At 72.1% G+C, this 21,381-nt stretch carries 21 protein-coding genes; 3 read left to right on the top strand and 18 right to left on the bottom strand.

Going from position 1 to position 21,381, the window contains the following annotated elements; translation table 11 throughout:
- Positions 1 to 14: 14 nt before the first annotated feature.
- Together AB0J10_RS08385 and rdmE are read right to left on the bottom strand one after the other, a co-directional pair.
- Entirely contained in the window at positions 15 to 809 is a 795-nt protein-coding gene (locus AB0J10_RS08385) for a phytanoyl-CoA dioxygenase family protein (protein ID WP_363059108.1), read from the bottom strand.
- A 78-nt stretch (positions 810 to 887) separates the two neighbouring features.
- Positions 888 to 2,495 (bottom strand): aklavinone 12-hydroxylase RdmE, encoded by a 1,608-nt coding sequence (gene rdmE, locus AB0J10_RS08380; RefSeq protein WP_363059106.1) that lies wholly within the window; start codon positions 2,493 to 2,495, stop codon positions 888 to 890.
- Between the two features lie 163 nt (positions 2,496 to 2,658).
- On the opposite strand from rdmE, the gene AB0J10_RS08375 reads away from it, so the two are divergent.
- Positions 2,659 to 4,023, top strand: a complete 1,365-nt coding sequence (locus AB0J10_RS08375) for an activator-dependent family glycosyltransferase (protein ID WP_363059104.1) — start codon at positions 2,659 to 2,661, stop codon at positions 4,021 to 4,023.
- A 60-nt stretch (positions 4,024 to 4,083) separates the two neighbouring features.
- On the opposite strand, the gene AB0J10_RS08370 is transcribed toward AB0J10_RS08375, so the two are convergent.
- The 12 genes from AB0J10_RS08370 to AB0J10_RS08315 form a co-directional block, all read right to left on the bottom strand.
- Entirely contained in the window at positions 4,084 to 5,028 is a 945-nt protein-coding gene (locus AB0J10_RS08370; RefSeq protein WP_363059102.1) for an endonuclease/exonuclease/phosphatase family protein, read from the bottom strand.
- 500 nt (positions 5,029 to 5,528) lie between these two features.
- A complete protein-coding gene (locus AB0J10_RS08365) occupies positions 5,529 to 5,738 on the bottom strand; it encodes a helix-turn-helix transcriptional regulator (protein ID WP_363059416.1) in 210 nt (69 codons plus the stop codon).
- A gap of 187 nt (positions 5,739 to 5,925) precedes the next feature.
- Positions 5,926 to 6,780, bottom strand: a complete 855-nt coding sequence (locus tag AB0J10_RS08360) for an ABC transporter permease (protein ID WP_363059100.1) — start codon at positions 6,778 to 6,780, stop codon at positions 5,926 to 5,928.
- Complete coding sequence (locus AB0J10_RS08355) at positions 6,777 to 7,661, bottom strand: ABC transporter ATP-binding protein (protein ID WP_363059414.1); 885 nt, start codon at positions 7,659 to 7,661, stop codon at positions 6,777 to 6,779. The genes AB0J10_RS08360 and AB0J10_RS08355 overlap by 4 nt, the downstream gene beginning before the upstream one ends.
- Before the next feature lie 202 nt (positions 7,662 to 7,863).
- Positions 7,864 to 9,150: a P450-derived glycosyltransferase activator gene (locus tag AB0J10_RS08350; RefSeq protein WP_363059098.1), complete on the bottom strand. Its 1,287-nt coding sequence runs from the start codon at positions 9,148 to 9,150 to the stop codon at positions 7,864 to 7,866.
- A gap of 63 nt (positions 9,151 to 9,213) precedes the next feature.
- Complete coding sequence (locus AB0J10_RS08345; RefSeq protein WP_363059096.1) at positions 9,214 to 9,984, bottom strand: SDR family oxidoreductase; 771 nt, start codon at positions 9,982 to 9,984, stop codon at positions 9,214 to 9,216.
- Complete coding sequence (locus tag AB0J10_RS08340; protein ID WP_363059094.1) at positions 9,977 to 11,314, bottom strand: activator-dependent family glycosyltransferase; 1,338 nt, start codon at positions 11,312 to 11,314, stop codon at positions 9,977 to 9,979. Before AB0J10_RS08340 ends, AB0J10_RS08345 begins: the two co-directional genes overlap by 8 nt.
- Positions 11,314 to 12,258 (bottom strand): aromatase/cyclase, encoded by a 945-nt coding sequence (locus AB0J10_RS08335; protein ID WP_363059092.1) that lies wholly within the window; start codon positions 12,256 to 12,258, stop codon positions 11,314 to 11,316. The genes AB0J10_RS08340 and AB0J10_RS08335 overlap by 1 nt, the downstream gene beginning before the upstream one ends.
- Positions 12,259 to 12,289: 31 nt before the next feature.
- Positions 12,290 to 13,075 carry an SDR family NAD(P)-dependent oxidoreductase gene (locus AB0J10_RS08330; protein WP_363059090.1) on the bottom strand — a complete coding sequence of 262 codons (786 nt, stop codon included), beginning with the start codon at positions 13,073 to 13,075 and terminating at the stop codon, positions 12,290 to 12,292.
- Between the two features lie 8 nt (positions 13,076 to 13,083).
- Entirely contained in the window at positions 13,084 to 14,304 is a 1,221-nt protein-coding gene (locus AB0J10_RS08325; protein WP_363059088.1) for a ketosynthase chain-length factor, read from the bottom strand.
- Positions 14,301 to 15,581 (bottom strand): beta-ketoacyl-[acyl-carrier-protein] synthase family protein, encoded by a 1,281-nt coding sequence (locus tag AB0J10_RS08320; protein WP_363059086.1) that lies wholly within the window; start codon positions 15,579 to 15,581, stop codon positions 14,301 to 14,303. The genes AB0J10_RS08325 and AB0J10_RS08320 overlap by 4 nt, the downstream gene beginning before the upstream one ends.
- A complete protein-coding gene (locus tag AB0J10_RS08315) occupies positions 15,581 to 15,931 on the bottom strand; it encodes an antibiotic biosynthesis monooxygenase family protein (protein WP_363059084.1) in 351 nt (116 codons plus the stop codon). Before AB0J10_RS08315 ends, AB0J10_RS08320 begins: the two co-directional genes overlap by 1 nt.
- Positions 15,932 to 16,160: 229 nt before the next feature.
- Here AB0J10_RS08315 and AB0J10_RS08310 point away from each other — a divergent pair, with 229 nt between their 5' ends.
- Positions 16,161 to 16,595: an ester cyclase gene (locus AB0J10_RS08310; protein WP_363059082.1), complete on the top strand. Its 435-nt coding sequence runs from the start codon at positions 16,161 to 16,163 to the stop codon at positions 16,593 to 16,595.
- 25 nt (positions 16,596 to 16,620) lie between these two features.
- Complete coding sequence (locus AB0J10_RS08305) at positions 16,621 to 17,241, top strand: disulfide bond formation protein DsbA (protein WP_363059080.1); 621 nt, start codon at positions 16,621 to 16,623, stop codon at positions 17,239 to 17,241.
- Positions 17,242 to 17,268: 27 nt separating this feature from the next.
- Here the strand turns inward: AB0J10_RS08305 and AB0J10_RS08300 are convergent, their stop codons facing one another.
- From AB0J10_RS08300 to AB0J10_RS08285, 4 genes are all read right to left on the bottom strand, one after another.
- Positions 17,269 to 18,162: an alpha/beta hydrolase gene (locus AB0J10_RS08300; protein WP_363059078.1), complete on the bottom strand. Its 894-nt coding sequence runs from the start codon at positions 18,160 to 18,162 to the stop codon at positions 17,269 to 17,271.
- Positions 18,163 to 18,229: 67 nt separating this feature from the next.
- The gene (locus AB0J10_RS08295; RefSeq protein ID WP_363059076.1) at positions 18,230 to 19,306 is read right to left on the bottom strand and encodes a methyltransferase; all 1,077 of its coding nucleotides are present in this window, start codon (positions 19,304 to 19,306) and stop codon (positions 18,230 to 18,232) included.
- A complete protein-coding gene (locus AB0J10_RS08290) occupies positions 19,303 to 20,538 on the bottom strand; it encodes an acyl-CoA dehydrogenase family protein (protein WP_363059074.1) in 1,236 nt (411 codons plus the stop codon). The genes AB0J10_RS08295 and AB0J10_RS08290 overlap by 4 nt, the downstream gene beginning before the upstream one ends.
- Positions 20,535 to 21,305, bottom strand: coding sequence for an NAD-dependent epimerase/dehydratase family protein (locus AB0J10_RS08285; protein WP_363059072.1), 771 nt, complete (start codon positions 21,303 to 21,305; stop codon positions 20,535 to 20,537). Before AB0J10_RS08285 ends, AB0J10_RS08290 begins: the two co-directional genes overlap by 4 nt.
- Positions 21,306 to 21,381: the final 76 nt, after the last annotated feature.

The following is a 21,381-nucleotide window of genomic DNA, read 5'->3' as shown; positions in this document are numbered from 1 at the left end:
TTTGACGGTCTCCTCTAGACGAGGGGGAAGTTCTCGTTGTCCAGCGGGGCACCGGGCGCCAGGTGGGAGATGTGGGCGTCCTCGGTCCCGGGCCGGTAGGTGGCTCCGGCGTCCATGAAGACGATGCCGTGGCCCAGCCGGGGGCTGTCGGTCAGGTTCGGTCCGGCCATGTGCACGGTGCGGCAGTGGTGGAAGGCGACGTCGCCGGCCCTCAGCGGGACGGTGGTCCGGGGCTGCCAGGCGTACTCCGGCCAGATGTCGGAGATGGCCCGGTGCTCGGCGAAGCTGGTCATGTGGGTCTGCCGGTGGGCGGTTTCGCGCAGATGGGAACCCGGCACGTAGCTGAGGCAGCCGCTTTCGACCGGTACGTCGACCAGGGCGATCCACGCGGTGAGCGTCCGGTCGAGGCCGTCGAGCGGCAGGCCCGTCTCGTCGTCGTGCACGAGCGTGGGAAGCGTGGTCAGGGTCTTGCGGCCCGGCTTGAGGAGGACGTCGGTGCTGTACAGGCGCAGCGGCACCCCGGCGAGCCGCTTCGCCGCGCGGGTGACGGCCGGGTGCAGCGCGAGGTCGCGCAGGGCCTCGTGCTTGAGCCAGGCCTGGGCGACGAAGTGCACCTCCACCGTGTCCTCGCCCGCGCCCCAGATCTCCGGGCCGTGCTGGGCCATCGCTTCCTCGGAGGCCGCCCTGAACCGCGCCACTTCGGAGGCGGAGAGGACCTGGGGGATCCGGACGAAGCCGTTCTCCTGGTAGTACCGGTACGCCTCGTCGGTGAGGACGTCGGCCGTGATCGGGTCGGTTCGTGCCGTCATGGCGGATTCACTCCTTGTCGCGGTGGTGCGGACGTCGTGCGGCCGGGCCGACCGGCCCGTTCCCGTCGGGGTTCGCGTTCAGCGGGACAGCACCCGGGCGAGTACGTCGCGCAGCGTCGCGGCGGGGTCGTCCGGGCTGGTGGCGGTGCGCCAGGCGACGACACCGTCGGGCCGGATCAGGCTGGCGCCGCCCGTGCCGATGCCGAACCGCTCGGCCAGTTCGCCGCCGGGGTCGCTGAGGTCGGTGGCCAGGCCGTGGACCTGGACCGGGACGCCGAGTTCGTCGCCCGCGCCCAGGGCCCATTCGGTCCAGCCCGCACCGTCCTCCCCGGTGATCAGCAGCCAGCCGGAGCCGAAGAGGTCCACGGTGGAGATCCGCTGACCGGCTCGCCGCACCCACACGTGCGGCATCCGGAATCCGGGCCGTCCGCTGGGCCGGGCCGGGGACTCGACCCGGTGGGGGTCTCCGTCGTCGACGAGCACGGCGTTCGAGCGGTACCGGAAGCCGAGGATCACCTCGGCGTAGCCGGCGGGCTCCGCCATCCGGTCCTTCAGGTGCGGGGCGAGCCGGGAGGCGTAGAGGTGCATGGACTCGTCCATCACCAGCCGGGCCACGAGCCCGCGCTCGGTCTCGTAGCTGTCCAGCAGCCCCGGCCCTGCCTGGCCGGTCAGTACGGCGGACAGCTTCCAGGCCAGGTCGTAGCCGTCACCGATGGCCGTGTTGCCGCCGAGCCCGCCGGTGGGCGGCACGACCTTGGCCGAGTCTCCGACCAGGAACACTCGGCCGGCGCGCCACCGTTCGGCGATACGGGCCGCCATCTCCCAGCGCTGGATGTCCAGCACCTTGGGTTCCAGGTCGGGTGCGTCCAGGCCGATGCGGACCAGCTCGACGCAGCGGTCATGGGTGAAGTCCTCGGCGGATTCTCCGCGTCCGGGGTCGTACTCCACCAGGAAGGTGTGCCGTTCGGGCCGGTCACTGCCGATGAAGATGCCGCTGAAGTGGGGGTTGCGCAGGTAGTACAGCCCGGACGCGTCCTTCGGGAGCACCTCCGACAGATCGGCTTCGAAGATCGTGCCGACCACGTGGGCCAGCGAGCCGTGGCCGTGGCGGGCGATGCCGAGTCCCTCCCTCACGGGGCTGCGGTCGCCGTCGGCGGCGACGAGGTAGCTCGCCCGGACGGTGGTCTCGGCGTCGCTCTCGCGGTCGCGCAGCACCGCGGTGACCCCGTGCGCGTCCTGCTCGTAGGAGACCAGCGCGGTGCCGAACCGGATCAGCGCCCCGTCCTGGACCGCCCGGGCCCGCATCAGCGGCTCCAGCTGGTCCTGCCAGGCCAGCGCCCAGGGCATCGGGGAGCAGGGCGCGGTGGTGGCGACCAGGTGGTCGAAGCCCTCCTCGAAGGTGTCGAGCACCTCGCCCCGCACCGTCTCGGCGACCCGGGTCGTGAAGTGGCCCTTCGCACCGCGGTGGTCGGTGACCTGCTGCACCTGCTCGGCGATGCCGCCGAGCCTCAGCAGTTCCATGGTCCGCGGGTTCTGGCCGATGGCCCTGGGGTGGATCGACGTCGTCGGGTGCTTCTCTGCCATGAGGACCCGTACGCCGAGCCGGGCCAGGAACATCGTCGTGGAGAGCCCGCCCAGGCCCGCGCCCACGACCAGGACATCGACTTCTGCGTCGGCTGTGGCCATTGCCGTCCTCCCTCGGTGCGACGCCCGGTCGGGGCCGCCGGTACCCGGGGGCCGAGACTCACCGGTGGGCTTCGAAGTCCGCTGGAGGCCCGCTGGCGCGCCCTCGTGCGGCGCTGCGGGAATCCTCGAGCGCCGTGCGAACGCGCACCGGCAGGGTGGGCCCATGCGAGTGCTGTTCACGCCGTTCCCCGCGAGCACCCATGTCCACACCCAGGTACCGCTGGCGTGGGCGATGCGGGCCGCGGGACACGAGGTCCGTGTGGCCACCCAGCCGGACGTGGTCGAGGACATCAACAACGCCGGGCTGACCGCTGTCGCGGTCGGCGAGGTCCTCGACGTTCCGGCCACGATGAACCCGGAATACACGGACGAGCCCGAGGAGATGCGCGACGAGGCCTGGCTGGACGTCCTCGACATCAGCGAGACCCGGCCGGAGAAGCTGACCCATTCCTATGTGCACGGGGTGCTCACCGCGTGGACGTCGTTCGTCTACCAGAACACGCTGCCGGACACCACGACCGAGGAGCTGATCGACTTCGCCCGGGCCTGGCGGCCCGACCTGGTCGTGTGGGACACCATGTACTACCCCGGCGCGCTCGCCGCGCGGATCAGCGGCGCGGCCCACGCCCGGCTGATGTTCGGGCTGGATCTGGTGGGGCTCATGCGCAGGCACTACCTGGGCGGGCTCGCCGCACTTCCGCCGGCCCTGCGGGAGGACCCGCTCGAGGAGTGGATGAGCCGCATCCTGCGGCGGCACGGCCGGGAGTTCAGCGAGGACCTGGTCGTGGGCCAGTGGACCATCGACCCCGTTCCGCCGTCGCTGCGGCTGCCCGTCGACCTGCCGTCGGTACCGATGCGATACGTGCCGTACAACGGCGAGGCGACGATCCCCGGATGGCTGCGGGAGCGGCCCCGGCGGCCCCGCGTCTGCCTGACCCTCGGGAGGTCGTTCCGCGAGGTGGTCGGCGCCGACCGGGCGTCCGTCGGCGATCTGCTGGCCGCGGTGGCGGATCTGGACGTGGAGGTGGTCGCCACCTTCACCGCGGACCAGCTCGATCCGGACCGGCGCGTGCCGGGCAATGTGCGGGTCGTCGACTTCGTTCCGCTGGACGCCCTGCTGGCCACCAGCGCGGCGATCGTCCACCACGGCGGTTCGGGGACGCTCCAGACCGCACTGGCGCACGGCGTACCGCAGGTGATGGTGCCGGCCAAAATGTGGTGCAACGTCCCCAAGGCGCACCGGGTACGGGATGCGGGCGCCGGACTCTGCATCGATCCGGAGGACCTGACGCCGGACGGGCTGCGCACCGCACTGGTCCGGGTGCTGGGGGAGCCGGCGTTCGCCACGAACGCGGACCGGCTGCGCCGCGAGGTCGCCGGCACGCCGGCTCCCGCCGACATCGTCCCGGTGCTGGAGAGGCTCACGGCCGAACACCGGGCGCTCCAGGGTGCGGCCGCGCCGCACACCCTGGTCACCCGGGCTGCCGGGCAGGCCCCGCACACCGGATGCGCACGCCGGGCCCCCTGAGCCGGGCGGGCATGGCGTGACCAGCCCGGTTCGGGGGTGCCCACCTGGGAGGCGTGGGCGTCAGCCGTCGTCGCCGTCCGCGGTGAAGGTGAACGTGACGGACGGCGGATTGTGGTCGGACAGCGGCCTGCCCTTGCCGTCGAGGAACCGTTGGTACTCGTTGCCGTAGCGGACCGCTTCCAGCGTCAGGCCCGGACCGCTGCGGTAGAAGATCTTGTCGAGGAGCTCGCACCCGGTGGATTCCTTGCATGTGGGTGCCGAGTCGTCGACGTCGGGCGTCGAGCCGCCCCTGACCAGTCGGACCCAGGCGTCGGTGAGCCCGTTGCCGTCGCGCAGTTCGCGGATGTTGTCGCCGGACCTCGTGTAACGGCTGTTCGTGTCACCGGTGACGATGACGGCCCTCCCGGCGGAGTGCTTCTCGATGTAGCGGGACAGCTGGCGGACGTTGTCACGGCGGGCGCGCAGCATGTCCTCCGTGCCGGAACCCGCGTTCATGTGCGCGTTGTACAGGTCGAGCGACCGCCCGCCGGGAAGTTCCAGCCGCAGGTAGGTGAAGCCCTTCGGCGTGAGGCAGTCGGCGTTGGTGCACCGGTTCCACGTCACCCGGTCGAGCTTCCTGAGCTTGAAGCCGGACAGGGTGTTGAGACCGTCCGAGAAGGGCACACCGGGCACCGGCACCCACGAGGGCACCGACGGAGGTGTCCGGTAGCGGTGCTCGTCGTGCTTGAGGAGGTCGGCGTGGTACGCGAAGTCCTCCTGGACGTTCACGATGTCGTAGGCGTTGATCCTCTTGGATATCTCCTTCGTGTTCTGCGCGGGCCGGCTGCCCGAGAGGGGTTCGGGAAGTCCCGCGATGTTGTAGGTCAGCACGTCGAAGGTGCCGGTGAGGGGTGCGTTCGGGGAGTCGTCCGCGTATGCGGCGGGGGACGCGACCGTGGCCGCGACGACCGCCGTCAGGCTCACGCAGAGCATGCCGAACCGTGCTGCCTCACGTGCTGCGGCCATGTCCTGGCCCTTCTCTGGAGGGACGGCGGGGGATGTCGGCACCACGGGGGGCCACGGCCCGTGCGGGCCGACTCGAGGCACGGCCGGCGTGAGCGCACCTGGTCAGTGGCGCGCTGGTCGCCACCTGCGGTGCGGCATCCGTCGTGGCCCCGAAGGCTCCGACCCGCGCGGGCCCGGGGGCCGCTCCGGCGTGGAACACGCGCGCCGACTCCAACTGACGGGTTGTCATGAACTCATCCTCGCGGTTGAGGACGGCCGGGCACAACCGTCCGGTCCCGGCCGGGCGGTCCTCCGCGCCCACGACGGCTGCGCCCGGGCCGCCGGACTCACGACAGGTCGACCCGACGCCCTCGCCGAAGCGCGGACATGGGACAGGCCGGCACCACCCGCCCGACGCCGGCACCACCGACACGCGCACCGCCCCACGGCATGTCCGGCACCTGACCGCCCTCCGTCCGCCGCGGCCGCGGGGAGCCGACGCCCCGCGGCCACGGCACCCTTCACTCGGAGGGTGGGGCGCTCCCGATGCGGGGGAACGGGGTGGTCGAGAAGATCACCTCGACCGGGACCTCGAAGTACTCCGCGATCCGCAGGGCCAGGTACAGACTGGGGCTGTACTCACCGCGCTCCAGATAACCCACCGTCTGGTAATGCACCCCGAGGGCGTCGGCGAGCTGCCTGCGGGTGATGGCGCGTTCCACCCGCAGCATGGCGATGCGGTTGTGCACCGTCTCGCTCCCGGTGCCGCCCCGGGAGCGTCCCTGTTCACCGGCGGCCCGCCGGCCCGCGGCGGGCTTGTCGGCGCCGGTGCCGGGCCGGGGCTCCGACGCCCCGGTCTCCGGCTCAGGCGCCGACGTGCCGCGGCGCGTCAGACCGCCCTTCCTGCCGGATGCCCTGTCACCCAACGCGCTTCAATGCCTCCTGCTGCCGTGCCTCCACCTTCGATCCCGTCTCACCGCGCGCCGTACGACCCAGGACCTTCGGCGCGATCAGCAGCGCGACGACGGCCCAGGCGAGCAGCACGACCGCGGTCATGGGCCTGCGCCAGGACTCGCCGAGCTCGACCGCGACCGCCGCCTCGGGCAGCAGCGCGGCGCGAGTGCCCAGTCCCACCCAGTACACGGGAAAGACCTGCGCGACGCCCTGGAGCCAGCCCGCCAGTGAGGTGATCGGGTAAAAAATACCCGAGATCGCCATCAGACCCATCGTCGGGAAGATGCCCCAGGTGTTCGCGCCGCGCGGGTTCTTGACCATCGCCCCGATGATCAGGCCGACCGGCAGGGTGGCGAGCAGCCCGAGGCCCAGCACCCACAGCAGGTTCAGCCATTTGGCGAGGTCGCCGGTCACCAGGTCGTCGAAGAGGAACACGCTCGGCACCAGGATGATCGCCAGCGTCAGCGCGGTGCTCAGCGCGATTCCCAGCACCCTGCCGGCGATGTACCCGACGAGGCCCTGGGGCACTGTCCTGGCCCGCAGCAGAGTGCCGTCCTCCCGCTCGGCCGCCAGCGCGAACGCCGCACCGCCCAGTGCCTGGAACGCCAGCAGTCCGCCGATCATGCTCGGCATGGAGAGCGTCGCCAGCGAGAGGTCCGTACCCTCCACGGTCGAGTTCCGCATGAAGAACAGCACCCCGAGGAACACGCCCCCCAGGACGAGGTAGTAGACGATGTCGCCGGGCGAGGTCACGCTCTGCCGGAACTCGGTCCAGCCGCGGCGCAGTCCGAGCCGCACCGCGTACGCCGTGGGATTCACTTGCTCGCCTCCCGGAACGCCGCGATCGCCTCTTCGGACCGGCCGGCCTCGTGCTGCTGGACCATGGTCATGTACGTGTCCTCCAGGCTCGCCCTGCGCACCTCGAGGTCACGGACCCGGTCGCCGTGCTGCTTGTACAGCTCGTGGACGAACACACTGGCGTCCGGGGTGGCGTGGACGAAGTGCTCGCCCCCGACGCTCCAGCGGACCTCGGCCTTGCCCGCGGCCTCCCGGGCGAGCTGGTCGGCGCTGCCGTCGGCGACGATCTGGCCGCCGGCCAGGATCAGGATGCGGTCGGACAGCTTCTCGGCCTCGTCCAGGTCGTGGGTGGTCAGCAGGATCGTGGTGTCCTCCAGGTCGGAGAGCCGGTGCACCACGTCGTGGAAGTCCCGCCGGGCCTTGGGGTCGAACCCGACGGTGGGCTCGTCCAGGAACAGCACCTCGGGCCGGCCGACGATGCCGATGGCGACGTCGAGGCGGCGGCGCTGACCGCCGGACAGGGACCCGACCTTCTGGTCCGCCTGCTGCTCCAGGCCGACCATGGCGATCAGCTCGTCCACGTTCCGCGGGCGGGGCCGCTCGGCGGTGGAGTAGGGCCGGTAGAAGTCGCCGAGCTGGGCCAGCAGCTCCCGGACCTTCCACTTCCCGTGGTCGCGCCACGACTGGAGCACGATGCCCAGCCGGGCGCGCCACCGTTCGTCACCCTTGGCCGGATCGACGCCGAGCACACTGACCTCACCCGCCGAACGGGTGCGGAACCCCTCCATGATCTCGATGGTCGTGGTCTTCCCCGCGCCGTTCGGCCCCAGCAGAGCGAGGACCTCACCCCGCCGGACGCTGAAGTCGACTCCGTTCAGCACGTCCTTGGAGCCGTACCGCATCCGGAGTCCGCGGATGTCGATCACTCGTTCCCCCGAGGCGCCGTCCGGTGCTCCCCCCGTCTGACTCAGCTCTTGCAGATCGCTAGCCCCTGCCATAGGCCCTCTACCTTTCGATCAGACCTGTTAGATCAAAGATAGTAGCTCTACTACGACCCGCACAAGTGACACGGTCGAGATTGGTGACGCATCGTGAGGAGATGTGTCAGAGAGCCAGGGGCAGTTCCAGGACGGCACCGGTGACCCCGGAGCGCAGACGCCGCAGTACGGGCCCGGTGCGCCGCACACCGGGCGCCTCGGCCGACAGGACCCGGAGCCCCGACCCGGCCTGGAGCCGTACCAGCGGCGCGAGCAGGGACGTGGGCAGACCGTCGGGAAAAGCCAGGTGCTCCCCGCTCCGCTCCCTGGCCGGGTCGAAGACGGCCGGCTCCGCATGGACCGCGGAGTCCCGGTTGGCCGCCTCGACCGCCACCACGACCTGGGCGCCGGCCGGGACGGCCGTCCCGGCCAGTTCGAGGTCCTCGTGCGCGTACAGGGGGACGAGCCGGACGGGCGGGGCGTAGCGCAGCGTCTCCTCGACCACCGCCGGCGCGAGGTCCGGGTCCTCGCACAGCGACCGCCACGATGCGGGGTGGTCGAGCAGGGACGCCACCGCGTTGCAGAACAGGGTCGCGGACAGCTCGGACCCGACGAGGGCCAGGAGCATGCACACCGACCGCACCTCGTTGTCGTGCGTGACCTTCAGCAGGGCGCTGACCAGGTCGTCCCCGGGCTGCTCGCCCCGCCGCGCGATCAGGTCGGTGAGCAGGGACCGCATGCCCCCGACGGAGGTGATCAGCTCGTGCGCCGTACGCAGGTGCGGCGAACACACCATGGCGTCCAGGGCGCCCGCCGCACCCCGGCAGAACGCGGCGAAACGGTCGCCGTCCTCCTCCGGTACGCCCAGGAGCTGCCGCACGAACTCGGCGGCGAACGGGTCGGCGACGTCCGACCGGAGGTCGAAACCGGCGCCCGCGGCGGCGAGGGCACGGCGCTGCGCCCGTTCGGCCGCGGGCCGCCACCGCTCCAGGGCCGTCGCGCCGAGCAGCGGTTCGAGGGTTGCGCGCACGCGCTCGCAGTCGGCCCGGCCCGCGGTCAGGAACAGCTCGTCGAACGGGAGGACCTCGCGCAGCGCGGGCACCTCCCACGGCATGGGTTCGCGCCGCTCCCCCTCGTCGTCCGCGGCGGGAGCGTCCGCGTCGGGGTGCCGGAAGCCGAGCCTCGGGTCGCGGAGCGCGGCCGCGGCGACCTCGTGATGGGCCGTCACCCATGCCTCGGCACTGCTCCGGTACAGCCGGCCCCGCTCCCGGATCAGTTCGCCGAGCCGATGGGGATCGTCACCGGCGGCCCTCAGCAGCAGGGCGTACGGGTCGTCCTTCGTACCGACGATCCACTGGACACCGCGGTGCGTGAGCAGCACCCGGCCCAACTCGCTCTCGGTCATGCTCGCCATGTCGTCAACTCCAGCTTCCGAGGGGGTGGGCCGTGGTCCGGTCCCGGTTCAGGTCGTACCGGGTCACGTCAGGGAGAGGCCGCCGTCGACCGGCAGCACGGCGCCGGTCAGGTGGTGGGCGCCCGGCCGGGTCAGCTGCGTGATCCACCAGGCGATGTCCTCCGGGGTCCCGACACGGCCCTGGGGTGTCAGCGCGCCGACGTGGTGGAGCATGCCGTCGTACTGCTCGGCCGACATGCCCGCCCGCTCCGCGAAACCGGAGTCGACCAGCCCGGGGGCGACGCCGACGACCCGGATGCCGCGCGGTGCGAGTTCGACCGCCCAGGTACGGGTGAGGAAGTCGAGAGCCGCCTTGGCTGCCCCGTACACGCCGTTGCCCGGCCAGGCCCGGGACCCCCGCGCACCGGACGAGCTGACGTTCACCACGGTGCCGCCGCCGGCGGCGAGGGCGTCGAGCGCGCACCGGGTGAGCAGCACGGGCGCCGCGAGGTTGGTGCCGAGCTGGGTGGTCACCTGCTCCGCGTCGACGTCGGCGAGCGAGCGATGGCCCAGTGCGGCCGCGTTGTTCACCAGGACGTCGATCCCGCCCAGCTCGCGCAGCGCGGTCTCCACGACCTTTCCCGGCGCGTCCGCCTCGGTGAGGTCCACGGCGAGCGTCCTGATGGTGTCGTACCCCTTCGCCGTGCCGACGAGGTCGGCGGCCGTGCGGCCGACGACGAGTACGGCCGCGCCCTCGTCGGCGAAGGCGCGTGCGACGGCTCGCCCGATACCGGAACCGCCGCCGGTCACCACGACCGGCCCCGGGGCGGAGGGCGGGGAAACTGTGTCAGACATCGTTCCTCGCAGGGTGGTCGTCGTGTCCCGTGGCGCCGCGGCGCCGGTGCTCGGCGGTGAGCGACTCCAGTACCGGGACGATGTCCCGGGGAGAGGGAGTGGCCAGCGTCTCCCGGCGCAGCCGGTCGGCTCCGGCGGCGAAGGACGGCTCCGTCAGCACCCGGCCGAGCGCGTCGCGCAGCTCCCCGGCCGTCAGGGTGTCCGCGTCCAGACGCAGTCCGGCGCCCGACCGTTCCACGAGGTCGGCGCGGATGCCGTTGTCCCACATGGTTCCGGGCACCAGGACCTGCGGGACGCCGTACAGGAACGCCGTGTGGACCGTCCCGGACCCGCCGTGGCTGACGATGGCCGAACAACTCGGCAGCAGCGCGTCCATCGGCACGAAGTCGACGGTGCGGACGTTGTCGGGAAGGGTGCTGACCTCCCGCAGCTGGCGGGCGTCCAGAGTGGCGACCACCTCGACGTCCAGTCCGGCGACCGCGTCGATCAGCTCGCCGATGGACGCCTGGTCGCCGCCCATCACCTCGCGGTGCGAGACCCCGAGCGTCAGGCACACCCGTGGGCGTTCGGGCGCCGCGCGCAGCCAGGCCGGGACGCTGCCCCTGCCGTTGTAGGCGACGCAGCGGACCGGCACGTACGGCAGATCCACCCGGAGCCGCAGTGAGTTCGGCACCGGGTCGATGGTCCACTGCCCGGTCACCAGGTCCTCGCTGAACGTGCCGCCGTAACGCTCCATCACCCAGCCGAGCCACTCCCTCATGGGGTCCTCGCGCAGCGCGGCCGGCCGCCGGTGCACCTCCGCCAGATAGCTCTCCCGCATGCGGCCGACCAGGTCCAGGCCGAACATCAGCCGGGCGTGCGCGGCACCGGTGACCCGGGCGGCGACGGCCCCGGCGAAGGTCAGCGGGTCCCAGACCACCAGGTCGGGCCGCCAGGCGCGGGCGAACCCCACCAGGTCGTCGATCATCTCGGCCGACGAGTAGTTCTGGAAGACCGCCGAGGTCATCGCGGTGAGGACGCCGTGCATGTGGTCGTACGTCAGCCTCTCCGGGCGCAGCTCGTCCATCGCCAGCAGCAGCTGGGCGTCGGGGGCGTCGTCGTACGTGTCTCGGGAGGCTTCCTCGCGTTCCCGCAGCTCCTCCATCACCTGGTCCTCGTTGAGCTCCCGGCCGACCGGGACCGCGGTCAGCCCGGTGCGGGCGATCACGTCGCCGAGGTCGGGGTGGCTGGCCACGCAGACCTCGTGCCCGGCGACCCGCAGTGCCCAGGCCGTAGCCACCTGGGCGTGGACGTGGTTGCGGGCGCCGAAGGTGGTGAACAGGACGCGCATCAGCGTTCCCGTACCGCGCGCTCGGCGTACTCCTTGGCCAGCAGCATCGTCGCGGTGCTGTTGCGGCCCAGCGCCTCGCGGACGAAGGCGCGTGCGTCCTCGACCGTGGAGCCCTCGCCGAGGACCGGAACGACCGCGTCGGGGTTCAGCACGACCGTGTGCGTCGAGGTGACGGCGCACCCGGACGGACCTCTTGCGATGTGCCAGCGGCCGTTGTGGACGGACATCAGCGCGGGTGTCCTCAGCTGCTTGTAGACGATGGTCGTGTCGGGGAAGCAGACCCGCACCGACGTCGTCGTGTGGATCGCGCCGTTCGCGGTGAGCGTGTCCATCTCCAGCAGTTGCAGGTTCGGGGTGCTCTCCTCGAGCTCGACCCGCTTCACGTGCGGCAGCCGCTCCTCCCACCGCCGGGCGTCGTGGAGGAAGTCGTAGACCTCGGCGGGGTCTCCGGCCACTTCCACCACGTCGTCGAACTGCAACGACAGATCGTCCGCGCCGGCCCGTTCCGCGGCCCGCCCGAGCGCGCCCAGTTCCGCGTCGCTGTTGCGGTCGACGGCCCGGGTGATCCACTCCACGCCCTCCGGGTCGTCGTCGACGGCCCGGAAGTCGTGGGTGAGGCGGACCAGGGCCCGGGACTCCGACAGCGGCTCGACGATCCATTCGCCGCCCATGGCGGCGACCGGCGGCTGGGACACCTCCTGGCGGAAGCTCACCCGTAGCCCCTGGGAGTCGAGGACTCGGCGCGAGGTCCACGTCTTGACGGCGGCGTTGGCGGTCGCCCAGATCCGGATGCGCTCCTCGCCGGCGGTCCGCTCGAGGACGTCCACGTGCACGGTCGGGGGGAAGACCCGTGGCCATGCCTCGACGTCCGCGATCAGGCCGAAGACGGTGCGCGCGGGTGCCTCCACGGTGATCCGGTGCTCGGCGCGGTGGTTGTTCGTCATGCTGCGGGTCTCCTGGTCCTCGCGCGGGCCGTCAGTAGTTGCCCAGTCCGCCGCAGACATTGATCGCCTGCGCCGTGACGGGGGCGGCCTCGTCGGTGACGAGGTAGCCGACGAGGCCGGCGACCTCCTCCGGGGTGGTGTACCTGCCGAGCGGGATCTTCGCCTCGAACCGTTCCAGCACGGCCTCCTCCGTGGTGTCCCAGACGGCGGCGTAGCCCTCGCGCACCCGCTGGGCCATCGGCGTCTCCACATAGCCGGGGCAGACCGCGTTCACGGTGACGCCGGTCCTGGCCAGTTCCAGGCCCAGCGCCTTGGTGAAGCCGACGACGCCGTGCTTGGACGCGGAGTACGGGGCCCCCAGCACCACGCCCTGTTTGCCGCCGGTCGAGGCGATGTTGATGATCCGCCCGGTGCCCCGGTCGAGCATGCCGCCCGTGGTGAGCGCCTCACGGGAGAGCCTGAGCACGCTGTTGAGGTTGGTGTCGACGACGTCGAGCCACAGCTCGTCGGTGATCTGCGCGGTGGGGCCTCCGCCGCTGCGGCCCGCGTTGTTCACCAGCACGTCGACCGGGCCGTACCGGTCCACGGCGGCGCGGACGAAGGCACCGACCTGTTCCGTGGAGCGCACGTCGCACGCCCGGCCCGCGACGTCGTAGCCCTTGTCGCGGAGCCGTTCGACGGTGTTCTCGACGTTCCGGGCGTCGCGGGCGCAGATGAACACGCGCTGCCCCAGCCGGCACAGCAGCGTCGTGACGGCGAGGCCGATGCCACTGGTGGCGCCGGTGACCACGGCGTGCCGGTCGTCTTGAGCGGACATTTCTCTCCTCATCGTTGTCGGGTCACCACCGCGGCCGCGTTGAAGCCGCCGTGCCCCCTGGCCAGCACGAGCGCGGCGGACACGGGTACGTCGCGGCGGCCGAGGACGAGGTCGATCCCGTAATCGGGCACGGGTCGCCGCACGTTCGCCGTCGGCGGGATCACCCCGTCGCGGATGGACAGCACGGCCGTGGCCAGGTCCAGCGCGGCGCCACCGGCACCGAGCCGTCCGGTCATCGTCTTGGGGGCGGTCACGGGCACGCCGTTCGGCCCGAACACCTCGCGGACGGCGTCCGCCTCGGCACGGTCGAGTTCGGGGATGCCCGCGGCGTCGGCGAACACCACGTCGATGCCGCCGGGCTCCAGACCGGCGTCGACGAGGGCGAGTTCGACGGCGCGCCGCAGGTTGGAGGGCCGGCCCGTCGCGGGTGGGGGGTCGAAGGTGGACGCATACCCGGCGATCTCCCCGTACCAGGACCGCACGCCGCGGGCGCGTGCCGACTCCGGGGACTCCAGGACGAACAACGCGCCGCCCTCGCCCGGTACATGGCCGGAGGCGTCCGCGTCGAAGGGCAGGTACGCCCGCTCGGGATCGTCGACGGTGCTGATCCGGCCGCCCGCCAGCTGCGCGACCCAGCCCCACGGCGACGGCGAGCCGTCGACGCCGCCCGCGATCACCATCCGGACGTCGTCGTGCAGCTGCCGCCGCGCCTTCGCCACCGCGTCCAGCCCACCGGCCTGCTCGGTGACGACCACACCGCCCGGGCCGCGCAGTCCGTGCCGGATGGAGATCTGGCCGGTGTTGACCGCGTAGAACCACGCGAAGGACTGGTAGGCGCTGACGTGCTCCGGGCCCTTGCTCCAGAGGTTGTGCAGTTCCCGGTGGCCGAACGCGAATCCGCCGGCCGAGCTGGCGGTGACGACACCGATGCCGTACTCCGTCAGGTCCCCGGGCTCCACCCCGGCGTCCTTGACGGCCCATTCGGCGGCCACCAGCGCCAGCCGCGTCATGTGATCGGTCTGCGGGAGCAGCCGGTTCGGGATGCCGTGCGCCTTCGGGTCGAAGTCCGCGATCTCACCGGCCAGCCGGCTGGGATAGCGGTCCGGGTCGAAGCTGCTGATCGGGCCGATCGCGGCCCGGCCGGCGAGCGTGCTGCTCCAGTGGGCGGCGGCGCCCAGGCCGGTCGGCGCGAGGACGCCCATACCGGTGATCACGGCGGTGGGGGTCATGACGCCGCCCTCTCCGGGCTCCGCAGCACCATCGCGCTCTGGAAGCCCCCGAAACCGCTGCCCACCGTGAGGACGGTGTCCACCCGCTGTTCGCGCGCCGTCAACGGCACGTAGTCCAGGTCGCACTCGGGGTCGGGCTCGTGCAGGTTGGCCGTGGGCGGGACGGTGTCGTGCTCGATGGCGAGCGCGCAGGCCGCGATCTCCAGGGAGCCGACGGCCCCCAGGGAGTGCCCGATCATCGACTTGATACCGCTGACGGGCACCCGGTAGGCGTGCTCGCCGAGGGCGCTCTTGAAGGCCGCCGTCTCGTGCCGGTCGTTCTGCACGGTGCCCGACCCGTGCGCGTTGACGTAGTCGACGTCTCGCGGGACGACGGCGGCCCGGCGCATCGCGACGCGGATGGCCTCCGCCATCTCCCGGCCGTCGGGGCGCAGCCCGGTCATGTGGAAGGCGTTGGAGCGGGAGGCGAAGCCGCTGATCTCCGCGTACACATGGGCGCCGCGCCGACGGGCGTGCCCGAGCTCCTCGAGGACGAACACCGCGGCGCCCTCGCCGAGGACGAACCCGTTCCTGGTGCGGTCGAAGGGCCGCGACGCGCGTCCGGGCTCGTCGTTGCGCGGCGTGGTCGCCTTGATCGCGTCGAAGCAGGCCACGGTGATCGGCGAGATCGGGGCGTCGCCGGCGCCTGCCACCATCACGTCCGCCGAGCCGTCCCGGATCAGTTCCACCGCGTGCCCGACCGAGTCCAGGCCGGAGGTGCAGCCGGTCGAGATCAGGGACACGGGGCCCTCGGCGCCCACGTCGCGGGCGACCTCTGCGGCGATCGAGCTCGGCACGAAGTAGTCGAACAGGTGCCGCCCGGCGTAGGCGTCATCCACGTACCAGTGACGCCCACCGTCGCTGACGACGGAGTACTCGTCCTCGAGGCTCATGGTGCAGCCCACCGCGCTGCCGATGGTGACCCCGGTCCGCGCGGGATCCAGTTCCGCGTGGTCGAGCCCGCTGTCCGCGACGGACTCCCGGGCGCTCACCACGGCGAACTGCGCCGCGCGGTCCATCCGGCGGGCCTGCTGCGGGGACAGTCCCTCCCGCAGCGGGTCGAAGTCGACCTCGGCGGCGACCTGCGAGCGGTAGGGCGTGGGGTCGAAGAAGCTGATTCTCCTGGTGGCCGTGCGCCCGGCGGTCAGGGCGTCCCAGAACGGCTTGCGGCCCACGGAGTTGGGAGCGACGACTCCGATGCCGGTGATGACGGCACGGCGGCCCGCGGACGCGGCCATCAGCGGTCCCCCGCCGCCGCCCGCTCCGCCGACACGTACTGCCGGGGGAGGTAGAGGCCGGGCTCACTGGTACTCAGTTCCCTCAACCTTGCGGCGTGCTGAGGGAAGGAGGGGGAGCCCACCGCGGCGCGGAAGGCCCGCACGTCGCGCCAGTGCGCGATGTTGATCCAGCGGTTGGGGTCCTCGGCGTGCCGGTGCAGGGTGTACCGCAGGAATCCGTCCAGGTCAGCCACGTACCGTCCGGTCTCGGCGAAGGCCCTTTCGAACTCCTCCGGCGAGGAGTGCACCGTGAACCGGTTGATGAAGGTGACCACCCCGCTCCCGGTGGGCTCAAGGTCGTTCGGCTGCATCTCGGCTCCCCCTTCCACGTGCGACGTCGGGCTTTGACGTGTGGCGTCGTCCAACGTGGGCGTCGGCTCTCGCAGCCCGCTCGACGGCGTCTGGATCCGGCGCCGGAGGTGGCGGGGAGGTGGATCGAGCAGCCGTGGAGCCGCGGGTCGAGCGAACCTCGATCCGCTGCCGATGGCGGTGTTGCGATGCTCTTCGGCGAGGAGCAGACCGAGATCCGGAGGCGTGACGATGAGTCAGAACGTCGAAGTCGTACGGCGGATGATCAAGGCGTACAACACGGGCAGGACCGGCGATGTCCACGAGTTCATCCACCCTGAGTACCTGAATCCGGCCACGATCGAGCACGGGATCGGGGAAGGGCCCGAGGCGTTCGCGATGGCGGTAGCCTGGCTGCGGATGACCTTCTCCGAGGACGCGCATCTGGAGGAGGTCAGGATCGAGGAGCGGGGCGACTGGGTCCGGGCGTACCTGGTGCTCTACGGCAGGCACGTCGGACCGATGGTGGGCTTCGCGCCCACCGGCCGCCGCTTCTCCGGTGAGCAGATCCATCTGCTGCGCGTCGTCGACGGCAAGATCAGGGACCATCGGGACTGGCCCGAGTACCAGAGCACGTACCGCCAGCTCGGTGAGCCGTGGCCGGAGCCGGAGGGCTGGCGCCGATAGAACGCGACCGTGCGAGGAGCCGATCATGACCGAACAGCGGACCGTCGACTTCTGGTTCGACCCCGTGTGCCCGTACACGTGGATCGCCTCGCGGTGGATGGTGGAGGTCACCAAGGTCCGGCCGGTGGACATCCGCTGGCGGGTGATGAGTCTTTCGGTGCTCAACGAGCACCGGGACGACAATCCCGAGGGGGAGTGGGAGGACTACATGTGGGCTCCGGTGCGGGTGTGTGCCGCCGTGGAGGAGCGGTTCGGCGGGCAGGCGCTCGGTGAACTCTTCACGGCGATGGGCACCCGTTTCCATCTGCGGGGGGACTGGGGGAACCTCACCGCGGCCCTGGCGGATGCCGGGCTGCCCGAGGAGATCGCGGAGGCCGCCGGGTCCACCGCCTACGACGAGGCGATCCGGTCCTCTCACGCGCAGGCCGTGGCCCTGGCCGGCGGTGACATCGGCACGCCGGTGGTCTCGGTCGCCGGGCCCGGTGGCGAACGCGTCGGCTTCTTCGGTCCGGTCGTCTCCCCCGCGCCCACCGGGGAGGCGGCCGGACGGCTGTGGGACGGTTTCGTGCTGATGGCCACCGTTCCGGGCTTCCACGAGGTCAAGCGGACCCGGACCGGTGAGCCCCGGTTCGACATGGCCGACTGACCCGCACGTCCGGCGGGGCCGCGCCGCCTACCGCTGCCGGTGCACATGCCGGAGCACGGCCTCGGCGAGCGGCCGGTGCACCGAGCCCGGGAGCGCGTGCCCCATGCCCGGGATCTCCACCAGCTCCGCACCGGGGATCAGACCGGCGAGGTGGCGGCCGTGCGGCGGTGGGGCGATCGGGTCCTCCATGGCCTGGACGACCTGGGTGGGGACGCGGACGTCGCGCAGTTCGGGGGCGCGCTCACGCGGCGGCGGCTGCACCGCGTAGTGCACCTGCGGCTCGGTGAGGGATCCCGAGTGGTCGACGGCCTGCCGTTCCCAGCGCCTGAACTCGGCCTCGTCGAAGGCGACCGCGTCGCCGGAGAACAGCTTCCACCGGCGCACCCGCCGGTCCAGTTCCGCCTCCAGGCCGTCCACCTCCTCGTTCATGACAGCGAGCGCCTTCAGGAACCGTTCCTGCGGCAGGGGGAGCCCGTCGGCGGAGGGCTCCCCGGCGATGGCGCGGCGGATGTTGCCGGGGAAGTCCACGTCGAGTGCTCCGCCGAGCGCCATCGACATGCTCAGCATCCGCCGGGGGTGGTCCAGCGCGACCAGCTGGCACAGGACCGCGCCCATCGACATGCCCACGAAGTGGGCCCGTTCGACGTCCCACCCGTCGAGCACCGCGACGGCGTCGGCGGCCAGCTCGACATAGCCGTAGGGGCGCTCGGCCGGATCCCAGCCGGTGGAGCGGCCCACCCCCCAGTGGTCGTAGCGGATCACGTGCAGCCCGCCGGCGACGAGCCGTTCGACGAACTCGGCCGGCCAGCTCATCGCGGTCAGGTTCCCACCCGTCACCAGGAGCAGGGCGGGGTCGGCGGGGTCACCGAAGTCCTCGCTCCACAGCTCGACGTCCTTCGACGTGACGAAGCGTTGTGCCACTGTGCCGTTCCTCTCGGGTCGGGGAACCTCCCGGTTCCGTGGATCGTCGTTTCGGCGGCGGACGGGCTCAGCGCGGGGTCATCTCCCAGAGGCACGAGTCCAGCGGCACGTTGGGCGACGCCAGGGGCCCGGTCCGGGAGACGATGTCGAGGCCGGCGGCGCCGGCCAGAGCGGCCCACTCGCGGTCGGTGCGGACCCTGCCGCCGAGGAACACCAGCATGCGCATGTCGAGCACGCTGAAGTAGAGGTCCGATGTCCGCGTCCCGCCGGACGGCGCCTCGGCCCGCTCCAGCAGGACGATCCGGCCCCCCGGCCGCAGGGCGTCACGGCAGCGGCCGAGGATCCGCAGCGCGTCCGCGTCCGACCAGTTGAGGAGCACGAACGACAGCACGACGACATCGGCGGACACCGGCAGTTCGTCGAAGAAGTCGCCGCCGACGACGTCGATACGGCCGTCCATTCCGGCCGCCGCGATGCGCTCGCGCGCCCTCTCGGCCGCTCCCGGCAGGTCCAGCAGCGTGCCGCGGGCCCCGGGCGCGGCCCGCAGGACGGCGCTGAGCAGTCCACCGGGGGCGCCGCCGACGTCGAGCACATGCCCTGCCCGGCTCCAGTCGTACGCGGCGACGGGCGCGGCGAAGGCCGCGTCCTCCCGTGTCGTCATCAGGGTGTCGAAGGAGGCACCGAGTTCGCCGTCCTCGGACAGGTCCGTCCAGAACGGCTTTCCGTAGTGGGCCTCGTACTGCGGCCGGCCGGTGCGGACCGCCTCGCGCAGATCGAGGAACGTCAGGTCCGCGCGGCCGACGGCCTGGTCCAGGTCGAGCCACGAACGTTGCCGGGAGGGGTCGTCGTCGGCGAGCAGTTCGCCGATGCCGGTCGGCGCGTACCGGCCGGGTCCGGTCTCCTCCAGGACCCCGGCGGCCGCCAGGTGCCGCATCAGCCGCGACAGCGCGTCCGGGGCCGCTCCGGTGGCCTCGGCCAGGGCCTCGGGGCTCGTGGCGCCGGCTCTGAGGTGGTCGACCAGCCGCAGGGTGGCGGCGACCCGCAGCGCCATGGGGGTCACCAGGTCCGACATCCGCACCAGGGCGTCGACGGGCCGTTCGTCCGCGTCGGCGCCCCCGACGGTTCCGCCGCTCGTACCGTTCACGTCGCACCGCCTGCCCGGTCGGATCCGAAGGCGTGCGCGCTCAGGTGGTCGACGGCGTCGGCGTAGGTGAGGGGCTGCATGAACCAGCCCGCACGCACGTCGCGGTAGTGGCGGGACAGGGGGTGGTTCGCGTTGAACGACGCGCCGCCCACCAGGGTCATGCAGTCCTCGACGATGCTCGCCGCGGTGCGGTTGACGACGAGCTTCGCGTACTGGAAGGGGGCCATCATCAGCCGGCCGCGTTCGCCGGGGTCGTCCGCCGTCCGCCGCGCGTGGTGGTCGGCGTTGGTCAGTGCCGCCGCAAGCGTGGCGCGCAGCGTGTACAGCTTCACGTCGATCTCGGCCACCAGGGTGCGGACCGCCGCCGCCGGCTGTCCGCCGCGCCGGGCGACGCCCGCGACGGCGAAGTCGCGCGCCGCCTGCGCGATGCCCGCGTAGACCCCCAGCAGTCCGATGGAGCTGACGGTCCGGCCCGCCATCGCGGCGTCGTCGCGCAGGCCGACGGGTCCGCGCAGGAACACGTCCGTCGCGGGGACCGGGCAGTCCTGGAGGACGACCTCGGTGCTGGCGGAGGCCCGCATGCCCATGCCGTTCCAGTTGTCGGGCGCCTTCAGGCCGGGGGCGTCCGCGGGCAGGAAGGCGGAGGCGAGCAGCGAGGGCCCGGCGGTGGGACGGGTCTGCGCCGCGACGACGAAGTGCGTGGCGAACGGGGCCATGCTGACGAGGATCTTCCGGCCGGTCAGCCGCCAGCCGCCGTCGGCGGCGGGCGCCAGCTCGGTGGTGACTCCGGCGTCCTTGAGGGCGCCGCTGACCAGTGCCCCTTCCCTGCCCATCAGCCGCAGCAGCCGCCCGGCCAGGGCACGCCCGGTGTCGGAGCCGTGCTCGCGCTCGTACGACATGGTGATCCCGCGGCTGAACTGCATGTGCAGCGACAGCGCAACGGACGCGTCGGCCTCGGCGATCCGTTTCACGGCGAGGCACACGTCGTGGACGCTGCTCACGCCCAGTCCGCCGAACTCACGCGGCACGGTAGCGCCGAGCACGCCGTCGGAGCCCAGGCGCCGGAAGGCTTCCAGCGGGAACGAGCCGTCGCGGTCGTGCTCGGTCGCGCCGGACGCCAGGTCCGGCAGATGCCTGCTCAGTATGTCCAGCAGTGCGTCGCCCTCGGGGGTGAGCGGCCGGGAGAGGTCCCCCGTCCACGCCCGGTGCGTGCCGCCGGCCTGGTCCGTCATGGCCTTTCCGTCCTTTCCGTCCGGATGACTTCCGTGGGGCACGTCGCCGCCAGATATCGGTCGATGGCGGTCCGGTGATAGCCCGGCCCGAATCCCAGCCGGTCGACCTCGGGCACCAGCCGTCGCAGTTTTCCCACCGAAGGGCAGTGCTCGATGCTGTCGCCGGTGACCTCCCACCGCGCGGTGACGCCGAGGCGGTGCTCGAGGTGCCGCACGATGGCGGCGACCTCCACGCAGTCTCCGGAGGCGACGTTCACGGTCTCGTCGCACACCCCGGTGCGGAGCAGGGCGTCCACGACGGTGGTGAAGTCCTCCACGTGGACCATGTCCCGGCGCGCTCCGCGCTGGACGCGCACCCGGCCGGCCAGGACCTGCGCGATGAGCGCGGCGAGGAGGCGGAAGCCGGGTTCGCCCGGGCCCGGCACATAGCCGAGCCGCAGGATCAGGTGGCGCACCCCGGAGGCCCTGATCAGCCGTTCCAGGTCCAGCTTGTGCTGGCCGTAACGGGTGGACGCGACCTGCGGGCCGCCCTCGTCGCCCGGGCCGCCCGGGCCGCCGTACATGCTGACGGTGGAGAAGAACACGAGCATCCGGTCGCGCCGCAGGCAGTGCCGGACCGTTTCCTCGACGAGCCTGTTCTCACGCCGGTGTTCCGCGTCGGGCAGCGGGTGCGTGGGCACGCCCGCGGCCAGCACCGTCGCTGCGGGATGCTCGGCCGAGAGGGGTGCGAGATGTCGTGCGAGGAACCCGTTCCCGATGATCTCCATATGGCAAGGCAGCCCTTCGGGTCGCTGGGGGCAACGACCTTCGCAGCCTGGTGTCGAAAGGCGCTCGAAAGGTCTC

Origin of the sequence: Streptomyces sp. NPDC049887 (assembly GCF_040656535.1) — a bacterium.
Taxonomy (GTDB): Bacteria; Actinomycetota; Actinomycetes; order Streptomycetales; family Streptomycetaceae; genus Streptomyces.
The sequence above is the reverse complement of the archived record's forward strand: the minus strand, read 5'-3'. Positions and strand labels throughout refer to the sequence as shown.